The following is a 19,780-nucleotide window of genomic DNA, read 5'->3' on the forward strand; positions in this document are numbered from 1 at the left end:
GGGGAGGTTACAGGATGACATCAATAGCACGTTCAACGCTTCCGCTTTCCGGCGTTCGAGTCGTTGATTTTGGGCAGTATATTGCTGGCCCGGCCGTGGCCATGATCCTCGGCGATCTGGGTGCTACCGTCGTGCATATCGATCCCCCCAACGGGCCGCTCTGGGACAATCCCGCCAACGCCATCCTCAACCGCAACAAGCTGATCGTCGCACTCGACCTCAAAACGGAGAAGGGTTTGCTTGAGGCGAAAGCGCTGGTGGCCGAGGCTGATATTGTGATCGAGAACTTTCGCCCTGGTGTGCTTGCCCGGCTCGGGATCGATTTTTCGACTTTGCGTAAATCGCGGCCTGAGCTGATCACCCTGTCTATCCCAGGTTTCGCCTCCGACGATGAACTCCGCCGGGACTGGCGAGCCTTCGAGACAGTGATCGCAGCCTCGTCGGGCGTCTTTACGGATATGGGCTTAAACCGCGTTCTTATGGGTATCAACCCGTCTTTCTCGCCGCTCCCACTCTCTTCCGCATATGGTACGATGCTTGCGGCCTCCGCGACGGTGTTGGCGCTTCAGGCGCGTGAGCGCACCGGCCACGGCGATCATATCGAGGTGCCGCTGGCAAGCGCCGTCATGGAGGGCCTGTCCTACAATTCCATTCTGATTGACGACTATCCGTTGCGTTATAAAACCCAGCGCGAGCGGGAAATCGAGCGTCGGCGCGGCGAGGACCTGCAAATGGACATGTCTTTTGACGACCTCCAGGAGTTTCTCGATCCCTTCTATCGCAGCTATAGGTGCGCCGACGGGCGGATGTTCTACGTCGTCTGCCCCAGCCACAAGAACCATGCCAAACGCTGCCTGCAAGCGCTTGGCATTTACGACGAGCTCGTTGCTGAAGGACTGCGCGAGGAGGAAGACACCTATCTTCCAGTTTCGCAGTGGTCTTCGGACGTTTCGCTCGGTGTCTATCCGCTCCCAAAATTCTGGGCTGACAAAATCGCGGCTCGCATGAAGGATGTTTTCCTGACCAAAACGGCTTTTGAATGGGAACGTGTCTTCGGAGAAGGGCTGTTTCCGGGTGCGCCGCAACGCTGGCTGAAGGAATGGATCGCCGACGATCATGCCAAGGCTGCCGGCCTCATGATCGAAGTGGACGATCCGATCTTCGGCCGCATGACCCAGCCGGGGCCTATGGCCTGGCTGCAGGAGAGCGCCGAACCTATGTTAACGCCAAGCCCGAGACGTTGGGGAACGGCCAAGGAGGCGCTAGCACTGCTCGCCGGCATGGAGCACCCTTCCTTGCCGGTTGTAGCTAATGAGGCCCCCGGCGGCTGGCTGGACGGCGTCAAGGTTCTCGATCTGTGCAATGTGATCGCCGGTCCGCATTCGGTCGCCTATCTTGCCCGCTTCGGTGCGGAGGTCATCAAGATCGATCCGGCCAAGCCGCTCTATGACTGCTGGAACACCGTGATCTTCGGCATGTCCCACATGCGCGGGAAACAGTCCGTGCTGCTGGACATTGGTTCGCCCGATGGCCGCATCGTGTTCGAAGAACTGGTGCGCTCAGTCGATGTCGTTGTCTGGAACGCCACCGACCGTCAGGTCAAGGCGATGGGGCTCGATGCCGAAAGCCTGAAAGCGCTCAACCCCCAAGCGATCTTCTGCCAGCTCGATTGCTTCGGCGGCGTGCGCACCGGTCCGCGTACCGACTATCTCGGCTATGACGACCTCGTGCAGTCGGCAACCGGCATGATGTTGCGTTTCGGCGGCTCCATGGACACGCCGGAGGAACACGCCCATGTCGGTACCATTGACGTCATGTGCGGTTTCGGCGCTGCGCTCGGCATTGCAGCGGCTTCGTATCAGAAATCCAGAACCGGGGTCATCGGCCGTCCGCGGACCTCGCTGTCAGCGCTTACCGGTCTCGCCCAGATACCCTTCTGCTATGACTATACCAACCGAGGTCCCTTCGATGAGCCTTCCGGTCGCGAGACCAAGGGATATAACGCCCTGTCGCAGCTCTACGAAACGGCGTCGGGGGATCATATTCTCCTCTGTGCTTCGGAAGTTGATTTGCCACGCTTCGGCAGGGCGGAGGGGCTTGAGGCAATTGTCGAGATGGCCGCATCCGATCGCGAGGCCTATCTGGCGAAAGCCTTCATGACGGCACCTGCTGAAACCTGGCAACAGCGCCTGCAGAAAGCCGATATCGGCGTATCTCTCTGCGAGAACATCGAGGAGATCCGCAGCCGCAGCGCCCGCATTGCCGACGGCACGCCGGGGATCGACCGGGGCAGTTATTCATTCTCGGTTTTTCCAGACCATCCGAGCGGGCACACCGTCACTCAGCTCGACCCCTTCGCCATCCGTCCGGCAGTCGGCAAGGTGACGGCTATAACGCCAGCGGAGAAGTACGGCGCCTCCACACGCGCCGTTCTCCGCGACCTGAACTACACGGATAACGAGATCGATCGGTTGATTGCATCCGGCACGATCAGCGAGAGTTGGAGCGCAGAGTATCTGCCGAGTTAGCAGGACACGGCAGCTTCGTGTTCTGAGGAGGATACCGAAGCCGCTCACGGCCCGTCCAAGTGCGCGATGGCATTAACGGGTTAGATATTCAACATGGCACCTTGGGCGGAAGTGCCACGAAAGAACTTTTTGCCTCGACATGACTTATACAAGCACATTCGAGGCTGCCGGGGTGAAAGTGATCAATCCCTAGTCCATAACCACAATCTTCATCTGGGTGCCGTATGATCATACCGCACCGTGATCTGCTTATCGTAGTGTGACCCGACATAGCTTCGCTCATCCTTTTCGGGGCTAGTGAGATTAAAATACCAATAGTCGCGTTATTTGACCGTCACAGTCACGAACTACGCTTCCAAACGGAAGTCCGCCGCAAGTTAGGCACCCCACGTCCGCCGCATCAGCTCCGTGAACAACGTCCGGTAGCTGATGTCAGTCTCTCTCGGCCTTTTAACCTGGCTGCAGTCCAACAAGAGTTCAGCTGTCGTTGGGTCGTAAACATTGAGGCGGAAGGAACTGATATGGAAGGCCGGAAAATGAAGGGAAAGCCCCCAAACCTGGATGTGGATTCCTCAAATGCTCCAGTCTCCAGATGGAAACACCGGCGCAACGGGAACCCTCATCCATTACGTCAACGTCACCCCGTTGCCTTCACCGAATGACCGGCCGCCCGCAATAGCGCCATCAGCACCGGCCCCAGCGAAAACTCACCTCGCTTGGCCCGATTGGTTAGGTCTCTGAGATACCCGCCGGCCGAATTGATGTGACCGCCCCGCTCGAGAATGCAGGCGATCGTCACTGCCGCGTTCTCCGGACCCATCACCTCACAGGCCTCTTGATATGCGGACGGGCTCACCCCGAGCATCGATCTGACCACCACGGCGGCCGTCATGAGTTCTCGCCAGTTTCTGATCTGGCCTTCAGGACCGTAGTTTAAAATCTCGGGGCAGGCGCGCAAGACGAGACCAATCGGAAAAGCCTTAATCGGCACATGTTCGGCCTGCTTATTCGGGCTCGGCTTCGCCTCCTGCTCTTTTTCAGAGCTAGGTTCAAGTTCATTAAGGAGGTTGGTATTTGAATTCTGTATGTGACGCTCATTTTGAGCATCATTGGTGGTCATTTCTGAAGAAAAATCATCGGAATTCAACTGGTTGATGATGTTCTGCCGCAAATTATCCATCTCGATGCCCAAATCTCTCAGTTCGTCGAGCGTCGGGTTTCGAGGAATTCGCCTGACAGCGGCCAGATATTGTTCTTCCAGCTCGTCCCAATCGCCTGCAGCTCCCTCTTCGACGGCCGCCGTAATCAGCTTGCGGATATCCCGCCGGCAGATCGTTAGGTTCTCCTTTGCCCTGCGGAACGCGATCCGATCGGCAGCCACCTGCTGGGCAAGGCATGCCAGTTCCTCGGCGCGCATCAGAAGCGGCGATATGTCAAAACCGAAGGCATGCTCGATCGAGCCTTCACCATCCTTTCGGGCGTAGCGTTTGCCGTTTGCACTATCCTTGCGGATGATCAGCCCTGCATCGACAAGCAGGGCAAGATGACGCCGCAGGGTAGCGCCCGCAATGCCATGCGCACGAATTGACAGCTGAATGTTCGACGGGAAAACAATGAGCTGTGCGTCCTGGCGCAGCTCATTTTCAGGATAGAAACTCAAAAGCGCATCGAGCACTGCAAGGCTGCGATCCTGCAGACCAAGCACCTCTCGCGCCTCCGATGCGTCGCGGAAAACTTTCCATTTGTCTGCCGACTTGCCTTCCTTGATCCTGGTCGTGGCAATCTGCTGCTTCACAAGCGCAAGCGTTACCGACCGCCGCCCAAACGGCGTCGTCACTTGTCCACCTTCCATGTCCCTCGCCTCTTCAAAAAGGCAAAAGATTTACGCTCACCAAAACGGTGCCAAAGACTCTTGACTAGGATTCATGGAAATGCGATTCTCTAGCTCTCACACGACGAGAAGGGCTTCCATGACGGCAACGTTTCGGGGGCCTTTTTCTTTTGCGCGTTTTCCTTACTTAAAATGGTTCCGAAGTCTGTTTCTCGGCTTCAGTTCAAATCTTTGATCTTTCGCGCGTGAACCGCTCAGCCAGTGATGGCAGCTGCGCTTCGATGAAACGCAGGAATTCTGCTCCGGCCGGTGTATCCGCCGAAATACGGATATCCTTGTTCGTGCGCGAAAAGCTGCCAAGTGGTTCGCCTGCGGCGCCGGCAATCATCTTGCCGGCCTTCGACGGTGCGGCAGGTTTCAGGGCGTTAAAGGCGGCAAGAAACTTTTGATCGGATCCAAGCCGTCTTTGCGTAGCGGCCGAAAGCACGCTGCGCAGTTCATCGTGCAGGTCAGGCTGTTCGGAGAAAGCCTTTGCAAACTCCACCCACCTTGGACGACCGACCTTGGCTGCCCGACCAATTGTCTCGACGATATCGAGCGGAAGGGCGCGATAAACCGCTCGCATCCGTGCAAGCTCGGGATCGTCGATAGACAATGCCGCCTTGATATCACGAGGCTTCACATCGGCATCATCCATACGGCGGGCAAACAGGGTGCGCTCGATCCAGGTCAGATCCTGGCGATCGGCATTTTCAATACCCTGCGCAATGACAAGCTCGACGTCGGAAATCTCGACTTCGATCGCCTTGACCGGAATTCCAAGATCGCGCGCTGCCTGGAGCCGGCGATGGCCGTAGATAACCTGATAGCGATCGGGCGATGCTGGTGACTTGCGGACCTGGATCGGGACCTTCTGACCCTCGGACTTTATCGAGTTCCTGAAAGACTCGAAATCCGATGCATCGTCATCTGGAAGACGATCGGGAAAGGGAGAGGGATCGACCTTTGACGGGTCGAGCTCTCTGATCGCACCACCACCCGATTCAACAAGCGCCTTGAGGCGGTCGCGTTCCGATTTGATGTCGTCGATCGCCCTGTGCGCCGCACCGATCACGCCGGCACCGACACGTGCAGTTGGTGCAGGTTGTTGCGGGGAGGCAGGAGCATCGGTCGCCAGCCGGTTTTCAAGTTCCGCCGACAGCAGGCCAAAATTTGCAACGATGGATTTACGCGATGACTTGTTGGTCATGTGCGTCCCCAGCTGGTGTTGATGAGTTTCACGACCGCTTCGTTGACGGCATCAACCGCCTCGCGTGCGCGTTTATGCGTGTCACGGCCAATCTGGCCCATTTCGAGTTCGTAAATCGAGCGCTTTGCAAGTCCTGCTGCCTCGACAGCAGTGCTTTCAATCAGCGTCGGAAGAAGCACATCCGTTCCGAAGAGATGGCGCATCAACGCAACGACCTGAGACTGTGGTGCGTCGTTGGGATCATGGCGGGTAATGAGATAGCGGATGAAATCTTGATCAAGCTGTGCTCCGCTCTCGTTGAGCACGCTTATCAGATCTCCCATCATCAGGAGAAACTGGCTCATGGATGCGACATCGAGCATCGCCGGGTGTACCGTGATAATCATGCTGGTCGCAGCATAAATCGCACTCAGCGTCAGAAACCCGAGAGACGGCGGCGTATCGAGAATGACGACGTCATAGTCCTGATCAACCTCGGCAAGAGCAAGCTTCAACCGTTCGAAGAAGATCGCTCCCGAGCCCGATTTCTGCGCCAGAACCCGCGGCGTTTCATGCTCATATTCCATCACTTCGAGGTTGCCGGGTATCAGATCGATCCCGTCGAAATAGGTCTTGCGGATGATATCGCGGATTGGCCGGCGCTCGGCGTCGTCGTAGCGAAGAGCAGCGTAGATCGTTTCGTTGGCACCAACGTCAAACTCAGGTTGCGCGCCGAACAGTGCAGAAAGTGATGCCTGCGGATCGAGATCAAGAGCAAGCACGCGGTAGCCCTGCAGCGCGAGATAATGCGCAAGATGGACGCAGGTCGTGGTCTTGGCACTGCCGCCCTTGAAGTTGGCGATCGCAACGACCTGGAGATGCTCGCCCTCGCGTCGGCGAGGAGAAAATCTCAGCGCTTCAGAAGGCTTTTGGGCGGCAAAGAGCTCACGCAATTCATTGATCTGAGCAAGCGTATAGACACGATGGTTATTTTCGAGCCGGCCAGGGATCGGTCCACGGCCTTCGCTCGACATGAGTTTCAGCGTAGAATCGGGTATTGAGGTCAGCTTGGAGACTTCGTTGGTGAGGAACGGTCGCAGGCTTTTCTCCGACTTCGGAGGATACATGCGGGTGCGAAGGTCCTGCAACTGCTGAGACAGAAGACCCGCATGGCGCATAATCTTGGCGCCCGCGTCTTCCTTCTGACCGCTCGTCATTTCTGCGTGTTTTGCTATCGCCATATTTTCCTCTTGGCGGGCATTCGCCGGTTTGCCGACCATCGTCCGCCAAAGGTACAACATGATTCTGTTTCGCCGTCCAGTTATTTACGGTTAACCGGATATTGACGTCCGTGGTTGACAGGGGAATAGACGCGCCCATTTTATAAATTATAATCAGATACTTATAGAATGTTTCGGACATCCTGCCCCTGCGGCGGCAACTGCATTTTTGCTCGGCAATCAAGGTCATCAGCGTCGGTCGAAACGAAATTTTCACTGCAAAAAATCTACCCCATGGCGAATCGAACGACATTCGATCTCAAGAGGCAACCACTCGGCAATACTAAAAGGGCCGGCTGCGAGCCGATCTACCGGTTTTTGTCTGACCGAGGACCAGCGTCGTTTTTACGTTGGCGATAATAGTGACAGCGGATCGATCGGCGAAGGGCCGTCACAAAACGACGGAGGGATCAAAGCAGCTTTTCAACACCGTCTACCGAGTCAAAGTGCTTCCCGCATGGAGGCACGTTCAACGATTTCGGTTTTCAGAACGACCTTGCGGGCCGTCTGATCGTTGCCATTTAGCCGCTCGACCAGCAACCTGGCCGCCGTCGCGCCGAGATCGTAGACGGGTTGGCGCACGACGGTCACTGGAGGCGTTGTTACAGACGTCCAATCCGCATCATGGAACGATACCAGCGACAGGTCGTCCGGGATGCTAAGCCCCAGTTGACGGTGAACCTTGAACACCTCCAGGCCGATTATACTGTCCGATGCAATGATTGCCGTCGGACGCTGCGCCGACTGGAGCATTTCGGTAACGATGCGATGCGTCTCTTGCTGCGTGACGGCACCGACCTGTACCCAGCTTTCCATGTTGGTCAGACCAGCCTCACTGCACGCACCAAGATACCCTTCGATGCGTCGCCTGACCGAACCGGTACTGATGTCGTCTGCACTGCGGAACCGATGATCCGGCGTGTCGCAGGCGGTTAAATAGGCGATGCGGCGGTGGCCGAGAGCAATCAGCCGGCGTGTAATATTCTCGGCGGCATGCCGGTCGTCGGCAATAACGGTGTCGACATCGAGCGTGTCGCTTCCACGATCGAGCAACGCGAGCGGCAGCCCCGAGCGAATAACCTCATGCAGATGCTCGACATCGTTTTCCTTGGCCGGCGAGACGATGAGACCGTCGACACGCTTGGCAAGCAGAGTGCGGATGGCCGCTCTTTCCGCAACGACGTCTTCACCCGAGTTAATGAGGATGACGGTGAAGCCTGCCTGCCGGGCAATATCCGTGATGCCTCGCACGGCGAGGCTGAAAAAGGGGTTTTCAATATCTCCCACCACGACGCCGATGGTGCCTGAACGACCTGTCGTCATGCTGCGAGCAAGCTCATTGGGGCGATAATCGAGGGACTGAGCCGCGGCCAGGACCGCCTCTCTCACCCGGTCGCTAACAGTTCCGTAGCCACCTAGCACGCGTGCAGCCGTTGCCTTTGAGACGCCGGCTTGGCGTGCGACGTCAGCGACTGTCACGGAAGGAGTTTTAGGCGGGATCTTGTCCATAAGCGGTAGCCTTACAAGAGAACTTGACGACTGGCAAATGCGAAGATAACAATTGCCAATACCCAAAGAGACCGGTCTCTTTCTAATTGAGACCGGTCTCAAAAATAAAAAGACTTCCGACATGCGAACTGCGTGGGCCGGGTAGGTGACATCGTGCGCCGACCGGGTGGGACCCGTGCGCCTTGAATTTATCGCAGACAACGACACCAGAGGAGAAACCAATGCAATTTACCCAAGCCTTAACATCCGCCTTCGCAAAAATTCGCGCGACCACGGCCGCGATCACACTCGGTGTCCTTGCAGGCGCGGCGACGCCCGCACTTGCCGACAATCCGCTTGGCCTCATCGATCCCGCCACCATCAGTGTCGGCACGATGGGCGATGCCAAGCCTTATGCCTTCACCACCGCCGACGGCAACTTTACCGGTTTCGACATAGAGTTGTTCCTCAACGTAGCCGAACGTCTTGGGTTCAAGAAGGAACAGGTGGTGTTCACCGGCCAGGAATTCTCGGCCCTGATGCCTTCTGTCGCCAACGGCCGCTTCGATGTTGCGGCCGCTGCGATCGGCACGACTGCCAAGCGCAAGGAGACCATTGATTTCTCTGATGGTTATCTTGCAGGTTTCTTGAGCGTCCTCACTTCGGAGCCAGGCATCACCGATGCAGCGGGTCTCAAAGGCAAGCGTCTCGGTGTGGTGCAGGGTACACTTCAGGAGATCTATGCAGAGAAGAATTTTGTCGGCACCGATCTCGTGAAGTTCCCGGACAACAATTCTGCCGTTTCCGCACTCAACAACGGGACGGTCGATGCACATTTCCTCGATTTCGAGGCTGCAAAGGACTATTCCGCCCGTTATCCGGCGCTAAAAGTCGCAGTCAACATTCCGAGCTTCGACGCGCCCGCTGGCTTCGTCATCCGCAAGGGTAACGATGCGTTGCGCGAGGCGCTTAACAAGGGCCTGAAAGAGGCCATGCAGGACGGCACCTGGAAAAAGCTGCACGAAAAATGGTTCCCCGGCACGCCGATGCCGCAGGCATATCTTCCCAAGCAGTGATGCCACCTTCCGGTCCGGCCTTTACCGGTCGGACCGGCCTTTCTTTCAAGGGATATCCTGATGAACTGGCTTGAAAACCTGCGCCGTAGCTTCCTCGACTGGAATGCCATGGCCGAAGTGCTGCCGACCATGATCACCGTTGGTCTCAAGAATACGCTGATCCTGGCTGCGACCTCGACTGTGCTTGGCGTCGCCATCGGTATGATGCTCGCGATCATGGGCATTTCCCGCTCGCCCTGGCTGCGCATTCCCGCTCGTCTTTATACCGATATTTTCCGTGGCCTGCCGGCCATCGTCACAATTCTCCTCATTGGCCAGGGTTTTGCCCGCATTGGCCGCGAGCTCTTCGGTCCATCGCCTTATCCGCTCGGCATTCTGGCACTCAGCCTGATTGCCGGTGCCTATATCGGCGAGATTTTTCGCTCTGGTATCCAGAGCGTCGACCGTGGGCAGATGGAGGCCTGCCGGGCATTGTCGATGAGCTATGGCCAGGGCATGCGCCTTATCGTCGTGCCGCAAGGCGTGCGCCGCGTTCTGCCGGCCCTCGTCAACCAGTTCATCGGCAACGTCAAGGATTCGAGCCTGGTCTATTTCCTCGGGCTTCTGGCCTCAGAGCGTGAGATCTTTCGCGTGGGACAGGACCAGGCAGTGGTGACCGGCAATCTGTCACCGCTCCTGCTGGCAGGCGTATTTTATCTCGTCGTCACCGTGCCGCTTACCCATGTCGTCAATGCGATCGACAATCGTCTGCGGGTTGGCAAGCAGCGCCCCTCCGTCATCACCAGCGGACTGGAGGAAGTCAGTGAACTCGACAGCGCAGCTCGCGCGACTGGCGTCTCGTTCAAGGGCGGCAGCCTTGAAGTGCGCCGTCTCGGTATGGCCTATGGCGATCTTGATGTGCTGAGGGGTGTCGATCTTTTAGTCAAGCCAGGCAGCGTCACCTGCATCATCGGCCCGTCCGGATCCGGAAAATCGACTTTGCTGCGTGGGCTCAACCGTCTGGTCGAGCCGAAGAGCGGCGATATTCTTATCGATGGCGAAAGCATTCTCGCAATGAAGCCGGAAACGCTGCGCCGCCGGGTCGGCATGGTATTCCAGCATTTCAACCTCTTTCCCGACCACACGGCGCTGGAAAACGTCATGCTGTCGCTTACGAAGATCAAGGGCCTGCCCGCAGCCGAGGCCGAGCGCATCGCCAAGGCAAGGCTTGCCGATGTCGGCCTTGCGAGCCGCCAGCACCACCGTCCGGGCGGTCTTTCCGGCGGGCAGCAGCAGCGCGTTGCCATTGCCCGTGCGCTTGCCATGGAACCGGAGGTTATCCTCTTCGACGAGGTGACGAGTGCGCTCGATCCGGAATTGGTCAAGGGCGTGCTCAACCTCATGGCTGAGCTCGGCACGCGTGGCATGACCATGGTCGTCGTCACGCATGAAATGGGATTTGCCCGCCGGGTGGCCGATCAGGTCGTCTTTATGGACGAGGGGCGCGTCGTTGAAGCCGGCACGCCAGAGGCAATATTCGACAACCCGCAAAGCCCGCGTCTCCAGCGCTTCCTAGCGGAAGTGCTCTGAGCGCCGGGAGGAGAAACCAATGACACAAACGATACGATGGGGTGTGCTCGGTTGCGCAGGCATTGCTGCCAAGGCGGTCATTCCCGCCATCCAGTCCAGCCGCCTGGGGCGCGTTGCGGCAATCGCCTCGCGCGATGCCGCGAAGGCGAAGGAGATGGCGGCCCGCTTCGGCATCGCCAAGGCCTATGGCAGCTACGAGGAACTGCTTGCCGATCCGGAAATAGACGCAATTTACAACCCTTTGCCCAATCATCTGCACGTGCCACTGACGATAAAGGCACTGGCGCAGGGCAAACCCGTACTCTGCGAGAAACCGATCGCGCTTGATGCCGAGCAGGCGAGGGAACTGGCAGCGGCACAAAAGGCGGCAAGCCTGCCGGTCGCAGAAGCCTTCATGGTGCGCCACCATCCGCAATGGAAAAAGGCGCGCGCGTTGATTGCCGAGGGGCGCCTCGGCGAGGTGAGGGCCATCCAGACGATCTTTTCCTATTATCTCGACGACCCCGGGAATGTACGCAACCAGGCTGATATTGGCGGCGGCGGTCTGTTCGACGTTGGTTGTTACGCCATCAACACGGCGCGGCTCCTGTTCGACGCGGAACCGGTACGGGCGATCGCGCTCATGGAGCGCGATCCCGTCTTCGGCACGGACCGGCTGACGAGCGGGCTGCTGGCGTTTCCAGAGGGAAGGCAGCTTGCCTTCACCTGTTCCACACAACTCTGCCTCACGCAGAAGGTCACGGCGCTTGGAACGCGCGGGCGTCTGGAAATCCCCATTCCCTTCAATGCACCGGCTGATGAGCCGACCATTCTTGTCTTTGATGATGGTCGCGATCTTGCCGGCGGCGGCCGCGAGGAGATCGCGATCGGGCCTGTCGACCAGTATCGCGAACAGGCCGATGCATTCGCCGAGGCTGTCCTCTCCGGCGGACCACTCGAGACGGGGCTTGGCGACGCAATCGCGAATATGACGGCGATTGACGCGCTGTTCCGCTCCGCAGCCAGCGGTCGCTGGGAGATCCCCGATGCCTTACCCCCATCCGTATGACAATTGATTGAAAGCCAATTCCATGACCGACAACACCATCTCTTCGGCCGTCATCATCGGCGCCGGTATCTTCGGCGTTTCCACTGGCGTACAGTTTGCGCGGCGCGGCATTAAGGTGACGATCCTCAATGACGGGCCGCCGGCCAATGGTGCCTCCGGCCGCTCGCTGTCCTGGCTGAACTCGGCACGCATGCGCTCTGAGCCCTATCATCGGCTGCGTATGGCCGGCATCGACCGGTATCGCACACTCGCGGCGCAGAATCCCGGCGCAGAATGGCTTCGCTTTGATGGCGGGTTGACCTGGGACGCGGATGACGAGCGAAACGAGATCGACGCGGCCTATCGCCACGAAGTTTCGCTTGCCTATGATGCGCAGCGCCTTTCAGCAGCCGAAGTCGCCCGCGTCGTCCCCGGTGTCGACGCCGGCGCAATCACTCGACAGGGCGCAATCTACAATCCCGGCGAAGGCTGGGTCGATTTGCCGACGCTGATTGGTGTGCTGCTTGAGGAGTTTTTCGCACTCGGTGGCGTTCTGGTAACGGACCAGGGTGCTGCACGGGTGGTGATCGAGGGTGGTCGTGTCATTGGCGCGCAAACTGCAAATGCTGTTCTCCATCGGGCGGATGCCGTCGTGCTTGCCACCGGTCCGGCCGTCCCGAAGATGGCTGCGGAAAGCGGACAGACCATTGCCGACGGGACACCGATCGCCCTTCTCGTGCAGACGAGGCCGCTCGCCCATCCCCTGCGCGCTGTTCTTAATACACCGCGCGTCGCCGTTCGCCCGGCGCCGGGCCGCACATTCTCCCTGGATGCCGACTGGGCGGCCGATGAGGGTGTGACAGTGCGCGCAGACGGCAGCTATGATATCGACGATAGCGTGGTTTCAGAGCTTTTGGTTGAGGCTGCGCGGGTGATGGAAGGCAATCCGAAACTGGAGGTGGCTTCCATCGGCGTTGGTGGCAAACCTATCCCCGGCGATGGCGAGCCGGTGATTGGAGCCATCAAGGGTATTTCCGGTTACTACGTGGCCTTCAGCCACAGCGGTGCTACACTCGGCCTCATCGTGGGCGAGCTGCTCGCGTTCGAGATTGCGACAGGCACCGAACATCCCATGCTCGCAACCTTCCGACCTGAGCGTTTCCCCTTGAATTGAGCAATGTGAGGCAGATATCGCCAAAATGAGCCGGCCGCCGCCGCGGCCGGTTTTTCTACGATACTGAGACTGAGACGTCCGTTCCGATGTCTGACATCCGGATGCCGTTCTTGTCGACTCGAACACCAAAGGCAAAAAAGAGGATGACCTCGTGTCTGAGGCCGCCGCATGCTATTCGTAGCGCAATAAAAAACGGGCCAAAATAACTATGGATTTGGCAATTCCCAGCGCAACAAATCTCAGCCTGTTCGTCAGCGCTACACTGGTGCTGCCTCTTGTGCCGGGACCGGCAGTTCTTCTTCGCGCGCTCGGTCGAGCAGGGTCGCTCTGCGGGGCTCGTTTCAATCCTTGGCATCCATACGGCCACGCTTGTGCATGTCGCCGCCGCCGCTGTAGGGTTGTCGGCGCTCCTGGCATCATCGGCGCTCGCCTTCAGCGTCGTAAAGTATGCCGGCGCGGCCTATCTGATCTTTCTTGGCCTCAAAAAGCTTTTTGGCCCCTCGGATATTCCCGGCGTCGAGGGCAATTTACCCACACGGAGCCGCATGCGCCTCTTTCGTGAGGGCTTTATCGTTAGTCTCCTCAATCCGAAGACCGCACTATTCTTTCTGGCTTTCTTGCCACAGTTCGTTGAGGTCAATCGTGGCCATGTGGCCATGCAGATCGCTTTTCTCGGGCTTGTTTACACAGCGATTGGCGTTCTGACGGACAGCTCTTACGCACTTGCCGCCGGCACGGCCGGCAAGTGGCTGAAGCGCAGTCCCGTGTACCTAAAGGCTGAACGCTGGGTCAGTGGTTTCGTGTATATCGGTCTTGGCTTGACGGCCGCTTTTGCTGGCAATCAAAAGAAATAGACCATCCTGCGAGTCCATGTCGAACTGCGACCGTCAGTGCACTTCACGCTATCTGTGGCGCGCTTAGGTATATTTCCGTTCATGGCAATTTGGACCTCGTCGTGGGAACAAGTTTTGCGACTTTCAGGAGGTTTTGCTACGGCTGCGGATGGAATCTATCACACGCTCCGTTGGGCCTTCTAATCGAAGGCGATCAAGTCACAGGATGAGTTTGAGTTAGGCAAATAGAATCTCTGCTTTTTTCCTGTGACGCCTCAACGTAACATAGGATTCAGTTTGACGATACTGCGTGCCATTGCGCGAGCACCCTCGAGGATGCAGCTTCGTAACTTGCGTGCCGGGGCGTTCAGACGGCATGGTCGCAAGAAATCGCCCCAATACTTTGCGGACAACCCGCCATCCAATTTCAACGTGGGGGACCCAGAGGACGCTCTCTGCAGACCGACACGAGGCCAACATAGCCTAGAAACTAGCGTTACTCCCACACTCGATGACCTATCATGCGAACGCACGCAAATCGAATGCCTGTACAAAGCGGTCGAAACCACGATCGCTCTCCGCCCTCGAAATTGGTCCAACTGATCAATCCTGACTTCAGGATGGGAAATCATGCTGGCAAAATCGGACTCATCGGTATCAGGTCAGGGTCGCAGATTGGATCGCTGTGTCGTGATGCGCCTTCATATAGCTTCACATCCGTAGCGGGCTACGACGTCGGTCAAACTGGTAATTGCATCAACAACCTATCTTGCGACGCCAAATATTAGTAGCACGCACCTGCATGTGCAATTGGAATAAACATTAAATTTAGTCGCAGGTTTGCATCACTATTGCGCCCCCCCCAAAGCAGGTGATCAGGTAACAGCAGCATAGAGAACTGGTTGAACAATCGCCCCTGGATCATGCCTTAAGCGATATACATGGTTATTATTCACTTGACCTGATTAACCAATCGTTAACCATGTTTGCCTAGTTCTGTCTCCAAAGCCGGTTTTATATCGGTAAATCAAAGCCATGGTCTCGTTCCTCGTACTGGCAGGTTGCTCATTCTTCCCGTCAGAAGGTGGAACGTTAAATGCGATTTAGTTGGCTTCCAGCGTTTGTTTGCGTCATCGCCGCGAGTATAGTGACAACTGGCTGTGCAAATCGCTCCAGCGCCAACATCCGACAAGCGGGCCCCGGGAATCCCGAAGCTTCCGGCAAAGACATGCACCTTGGTAACGCGGATCTTCCGGGCGTGATCGGGACGAAATCGGAACCCATCAGGTCGGCGAAACGCGAACGAACCCACAAGGGCCCCTTGTCAATCGAAACTGCTGTGAGAAAGGCAGTCGATTGGCATCCCGCTGTAACGGAAACCATAGGTCGGCTTCGTCAGCAGACCGAGTCGGTCAATGAAGCTCGTGCCGGTTATCTTCCCAATATGAGTTGGGGACTCGACTCTTCCTATAGCACCAATAGATCGGATCGCTACAGTCCAGATTTGAACTTCAATGTCTCGCAGATGCTTTATGATTTCGGTAAAGTGGACAACCGGGTCAAAATCGCCACTGCGGGAATTGCGGGCCGGAAGTCGCAGGTTATGATGGCTGTGGACGATCTGGCGCGCGAAACGGCGTATTCAGTGATCGAAATACAGCGCAATCGCTCATTGGGAAGTGTTGCGCGTGACCAGATAAAGGATGTGAAAGCGATCTTGGACCTGGTGAAGTCGCGCACCGACAAGGGCGCAAGCACGCGTTCAGATCTGCTGCAAGCCGAAGCGCGTGTTCAGGCCGCCGAAGCCACATTGTTGGAGATCGAGGGGCAATTATCGCGCTGGGAAGCGATCCTCGCGAATTTAAGCGGTATCGACGGACCCGTCGATGTATCGGACACACTGCCGGCATGGCTGTCTAAGTCCTGCAGTTCCACAAATCCGGACTGGTCGCGCGTGCCGGCAGTCATGCAGGCAGCGGCAGATCGCGAAGCGGCGACCGCGCAGATTGCTCTTGCGAAAGCCGAAGGGTTGCCGACACTGTCGCTCGACGCTGGAATTGGTGTCGACGTGACGGAACTCAGCTCATTTGATCCCGACTACAGTGTCGGGCTAAAGGTTACGGGCAGCCTCTACAATGGCGGTGCGACGAGCGCTAGACGCAACATGGCCGTCCAGGCGCTTGGAGCATCACAGGCTGCAGAAGCGCGCGCGTTGGTTGATATCTTGAGGAACCTGACGGAAGCCAGTAGTCAGATTTCAAGTAAAGAAAGTCTGCGCCGCTCGCTCTCGACGCGTCAGTCAACGATGCGACAGACGCGTGATCTCTATCGAACACAATATGTTGAACTCGGGACGCGAACACTGCTTGATCTGCTCAACGCCGACCAGGAACTCCATGCCGCCAGGTTTGATATCAGCAACATCAAGTATGACCTGCACAGGTTGAACATCGACTGCACGTTCAATAGTGGACGAATGCGGGAAGCCTTCTCGCTGGAAGGCCAAACCGTCCAGGGCATTTCACTTTAGCGGACGGTAGCAAAGGCCGGCCCTTAAGCAACATATATTTGATTTTTATCAATTTTTTAAACGCAAAGTTTCTCTCCTGGTTCGCGCCTAGGCTTGATTAAACAGTATCACGGGGAAGGTCGGATCGCCGCAAGATACGACCATAACGGGTGTTGACCAAAAATAGAATTGGTCTCACACGTGATTGCCGACCGATGATAATGCAAGCCGTCCCGAAGAGAAATCGACCATGACTTCGCACTGTTGCCACCCTCATATATAAGAGGGGAAAACATATATTAGATCTCGGAATTACCGTTACAAAAGAATTTCCTAATGCTCTTCCCGGTTGTTTTTTTCTTGCAGAGTCGATTTTTTATGCAATTATGAGGGTGGGAGAGGCGATCGGAAGACTATTTCCGACGTTTAGATAAACCGATCCGTTGATTTTGGGGCTGCTTGCTTCTCAGCGGTCGTCGCTTGCGAAAATCCAGTTTCTTACATGTTGCCTGATGTCACGGGCGGCAGGAATTTCTGTCGCCGATGTTACCGCGTTGCAGGAGGACAGTTTCATGGTTGCGATCGTTACCGACAAGGCCGCCGGTGGTTCTCAGACCGTGTCGCTCGATAAACTTGATATCGAAAAACCGAGCATCGTGCGGATTCGCGCGGATAAAAATGAGGTCTCCGACTTCGTGCGCGACGGTGACGATCTCCTTCTTCGGATGCGTTCCGGCGAGACCATCCGCATCGGACACTTTTTCCGCGAGATGGATGGTGAGCACAGCGAGCTGGTGCTGGAGGATGAAAATGGCAACCTCTGGCTGGGTGAGCATAGCGACGGTTTGGCTGACTTTCGTTTTTCACAAATAGAGGGCGTAGATCAACTGGTTGGCGCCGCTACAAGTGACGGCTCCGTCCTCGGTCTTGTCGCTCTGGGCCTGCTGGCTGGCGGGGGAGCCCTCGCTCTTGGAGGATCTTCCAGCGATGACGGTGATGCTGACGCCGACGCAGATGCTGACGCGGATGCTGACGCAGATGCTGACGCAGATGCCGACGCCGATGCCGATGCCGACGCCGACGCGGATGCCGATGCCGACGCCGACGCGGATGCCGATGCCGATGCGGATGCGGATGCCGATGCGGATGCTGACGCCGATGCCGATGCGGATGCCGACGCTGACGCCGATGCGGATGCGGATGCGGATGCGGATGCAGATGCAGATGCCGACGCGGACGCAGATGCTGACGCCGATGCTGACGCCGATGCGGATGCCGACGCCGACGCCGACGCGGATGCAGATGCCGACGCGGATGCGGATGCGGATGCTGACGCAGATCTCGAGCCCACGGACGACGTGGCCTCAGCTGAAGTGAATCTCTTGCCGACAGTGACGGAAAATGTTCCGCTTGGAAGCGACACCTACCTCGCTGTCGTCAGCCTTGCAGGTCTCGATCTTCAGCTATTTGCAGATACAGTCGAATTTGACGTGGAGACCGGTCACAAACAGGATCTCAATTTCGATTTCAGTGGAATACTCGGGACTGGCGTTCTCGGCGACTATAGTCTTGTCGTGCAAAAGTGGGACGCCGCAACGCAGCAATGGACAAGCATTGACGGTGGAGGACCTGCCACGATCCTATCACTGTCACTTTTTGGCGGAACAAGCGGCACCGTACCGGGACTTGATCCGGGAGAGTACCGCGCATTCATGGGATTTACGGGCCTGCTCGGCGTAGGAGTTGGTGGCACATTAACCCTTGATGGCACCGACTATAATTTTACTGAAGTTGGAGGTTATGAAGCTGTCGAGGTGAGCGGCAACGTCATCGATAATGATGACGTACCGGCCGGAACAACAGTTCAAAGCGTCGACAGCCAGACTGTTGATCAGGATGGGACTACTGTACAAGGCGATTTCGGTGAGCTTCTGATCCTAGCCGATGGCACCTATACCTACACGCCGTTCGCGAATGGAGCGGGAATCGGCAAGGTCGACAGGTTCGAATACACGGTAGTGGATGCAGACGGCAATATTGGCACTGCCACCCTTTATGTCCAGATTGGCAGCGACAATGTGACTATGACCTGGAGTGACACCGACCCGAGCCTTCCAGCGACGTTCGAATTTGCCGCGACGGGCGATAGCGCAAACGCTTCGGTCGTTTGGGACAATGTCACGGACGACAATTTCTATACCACCACCGGTTCCACATTGCTCTCAGGGGGCCTGGGGCAGACGAGCACATATATCAGCAGCAGCTTCGTCATTACCGATAGTATGGAGGTCTCTGGCAGCATTAGCGTTTCCGTCTTGCTTGCTGCGCTGTCGAATGGGGCGCTCCATCTCGAACGAGAAACAACACCAGGCAGCTGGCAGCAGGTGGCAACCGATTCCTTCAACATCATTGTTGGAGGTCTCGGCACCGTGGCATCGATCGACCTCTCTGAACTTGATCTGGCTGCCGGCACGTACCGTGTCCGCTCCACTTTGAGTGGCACGTTGGTAAACGTCTCGGCGACCATAACGACTGATATCGATGTGACATATACGGACCAATATGAAGTCGGGACTGCGACCGGTGATAGCGGCAACCTGCTTGCCAATGACGATCTGGGCTCCACTTTCACGAACTTCCAAATATTTGACGGAACGAGCTTCGTTGATGTGACGGATGCCAGAACGATCGATGGCGAATATGGTACACTGACCATCAATGCGGATGGCAGCTACAGCTACGCGCTGAACCCGGATCTCGCGCATTTCAATACGCCGCAAACCGACACGTTTGAATATCAGCTGATCCATCCTTCAGGAGTGGCTGAGCAATCCTCGCTGGTCGTGACCGTGGATCCCTCCGGCGCGGGCGTGCCGGATCAGGCCATGATGTTCGTAGCCGAAGACATATCCGGTCTTGATACCATCGACGTTACGGCAAGCGACGACCCGCCCGCATCAAATTCGGACAATGACGACCGGCTCTCTCAACTGATTGAGGACGATACGGAGGAACTGACGGTACCGCTCGACGATCTGGCTGCCCTCAGCGAACCTGAGGACGGTGACGCCGATCTGAGTTCAACAGAAGAGCGGACGGATATATTCGAGATGCCCGAGCCGGTGGAACTGCCTGTCGATCCATTCGGGCACCTGGTGGCCGAGGATGAACTGAACCCCACGCAGTCGACTGTAGTCTGAACGATCCAAGGCCGGCATGGGGGCATCAATGCCCTCA

At 57.1% G+C, this 19,780-nt stretch carries 11 protein-coding genes and 1 pseudogene; 8 read left to right on the forward strand and 4 right to left on the reverse strand.

The features are described from left to right. The first annotated feature begins 14 nt into the window (after positions 1 to 14). Positions 15 to 2,528 (forward strand): CoA transferase, encoded by a 2,514-nt coding sequence (locus ACQZ45_RS20775; protein WP_448742521.1) that lies wholly within the window; start codon positions 15 to 17, stop codon positions 2,526 to 2,528. Between the two features lie 637 nt (positions 2,529 to 3,165). Here the strand turns inward: ACQZ45_RS20775 and repC are convergent. The 4 genes from repC to ACQZ45_RS20795 all read right to left on the reverse strand — a co-directional run bounded on the left by repC (position 3,166) and on the right by ACQZ45_RS20795 (position 8,376). After that, entirely contained in the window at positions 3,166 to 4,380 is a 1,215-nt protein-coding gene (gene repC, locus ACQZ45_RS20780) for a plasmid replication protein RepC (RefSeq protein ID WP_112651858.1), read from the reverse strand. Between the two features lie 202 nt (positions 4,381 to 4,582). Beyond that, positions 4,583 to 5,608, reverse strand: coding sequence for a plasmid partitioning protein RepB (repB, locus tag ACQZ45_RS20785; protein ID WP_019567178.1), 1,026 nt, complete (start codon positions 5,606 to 5,608; stop codon positions 4,583 to 4,585). Then, positions 5,605 to 6,888: a plasmid partitioning protein RepA gene (gene repA / locus ACQZ45_RS20790; protein WP_003518687.1), complete on the reverse strand. Its 1,284-nt coding sequence runs from the start codon at positions 6,886 to 6,888 to the stop codon at positions 5,605 to 5,607. Before repA ends, repB begins: the two co-directional genes overlap by 4 nt. A gap of 420 nt (positions 6,889 to 7,308) precedes the next feature. Continuing rightward, positions 7,309 to 8,376, reverse strand: a complete 1,068-nt coding sequence (locus ACQZ45_RS20795; protein ID WP_112401850.1) for a LacI family DNA-binding transcriptional regulator — start codon at positions 8,374 to 8,376, stop codon at positions 7,309 to 7,311. 221 nt (positions 8,377 to 8,597) lie between these two features. On the opposite strand from ACQZ45_RS20795, the gene ACQZ45_RS20800 reads away from it, so the two are divergent. The 7 genes and pseudogenes from ACQZ45_RS20800 to ACQZ45_RS20830 all read left to right on the forward strand — a co-directional run bounded on the left by ACQZ45_RS20800 (position 8,598) and on the right by ACQZ45_RS20830 (position 19,743). Beyond that, a complete protein-coding gene (locus ACQZ45_RS20800) occupies positions 8,598 to 9,431 on the forward strand; it encodes an ABC transporter substrate-binding protein (RefSeq protein ID WP_003518685.1) in 834 nt (277 codons plus the stop codon). Between the two features lie 60 nt (positions 9,432 to 9,491). After that, positions 9,492 to 11,000, forward strand: a complete 1,509-nt coding sequence (locus ACQZ45_RS20805) for an amino acid ABC transporter permease/ATP-binding protein (protein ID WP_112286119.1) — start codon at positions 9,492 to 9,494, stop codon at positions 10,998 to 11,000. Between the two features lie 19 nt (positions 11,001 to 11,019). Then, the gene (locus ACQZ45_RS20810; protein ID WP_421461418.1) at positions 11,020 to 12,048 is read left to right on the forward strand and encodes a Gfo/Idh/MocA family protein; all 1,029 of its coding nucleotides are present in this window, start codon (positions 11,020 to 11,022) and stop codon (positions 12,046 to 12,048) included. Positions 12,049 to 12,070: 22 nt separating this feature from the next. Beyond that, positions 12,071 to 13,201: an NAD(P)/FAD-dependent oxidoreductase gene (locus tag ACQZ45_RS20815; protein WP_421461421.1), complete on the forward strand. Its 1,131-nt coding sequence runs from the start codon at positions 12,071 to 12,073 to the stop codon at positions 13,199 to 13,201. A gap of 208 nt (positions 13,202 to 13,409) precedes the next feature. Further along, positions 13,410 to 14,055, forward strand: a pseudogene (locus tag ACQZ45_RS20820) (LysE family translocator). Positions 14,056 to 15,355: 1,300 nt separating this feature from the next. Further along, on the forward strand, positions 15,356 to 16,564 hold the full coding sequence (locus ACQZ45_RS20825) for a TolC family outer membrane protein (RefSeq protein WP_236759207.1): 1,209 nt from the start codon (positions 15,356 to 15,358) through the stop codon (positions 16,562 to 16,564). 551 nt (positions 16,565 to 17,115) lie between these two features. Further along, complete coding sequence (locus ACQZ45_RS20830) at positions 17,116 to 19,743, forward strand: BapA/Bap/LapF family large adhesin (protein ID WP_448742522.1); 2,628 nt, start codon at positions 17,116 to 17,118, stop codon at positions 19,741 to 19,743. The last annotated feature ends 37 nt before the right edge of the window (positions 19,744 to 19,780 follow it).

Source organism: Agrobacterium sp. 16-2014-1-2a, assembly GCF_053522705.1.

Bases quoted from the DNA above. Each gene is read 5' to 3' on its own strand.
- ACQZ45_RS20775 (WP_448742521.1), top strand. From the start codon at position 15: ATGACATCAATAGCACGTTCAACGCTTCCGCTTTCCGGCGTTCGAGTC.
- repC (WP_112651858.1), bottom strand. From the start codon at position 4,380: ATGGAAGGTGGACAAGTGACGACGCCGTTTGGGCGGCGGTCGGTAACG.
- repB (WP_019567178.1), bottom strand. From the start codon at position 5,608: ATGACCAACAAGTCATCGCGTAAATCCATCGTTGCAAATTTTGGCCTG.
- repA (WP_003518687.1), bottom strand. From the start codon at position 6,888: ATGTTGTACCTTTGGCGGACGATGGTCGGCAAACCGGCGAATGCCCGC.
- ACQZ45_RS20795 (WP_112401850.1), bottom strand. From the start codon at position 8,376: ATGGACAAGATCCCGCCTAAAACTCCTTCCGTGACAGTCGCTGACGTC.
- ACQZ45_RS20800 (WP_003518685.1), top strand. From the start codon at position 8,598: ATGCAATTTACCCAAGCCTTAACATCCGCCTTCGCAAAAATTCGCGCG.
- ACQZ45_RS20805 (WP_112286119.1), top strand. From the start codon at position 9,492: ATGAACTGGCTTGAAAACCTGCGCCGTAGCTTCCTCGACTGGAATGCC.
- ACQZ45_RS20810 (WP_421461418.1), top strand. From the start codon at position 11,020: ATGACACAAACGATACGATGGGGTGTGCTCGGTTGCGCAGGCATTGCT.
- ACQZ45_RS20815 (WP_421461421.1), top strand. From the start codon at position 12,071: ATGACCGACAACACCATCTCTTCGGCCGTCATCATCGGCGCCGGTATC.
- ACQZ45_RS20830 (WP_448742522.1), top strand. From the start codon at position 17,116: ATGGTTGCGATCGTTACCGACAAGGCCGCCGGTGGTTCTCAGACCGTG.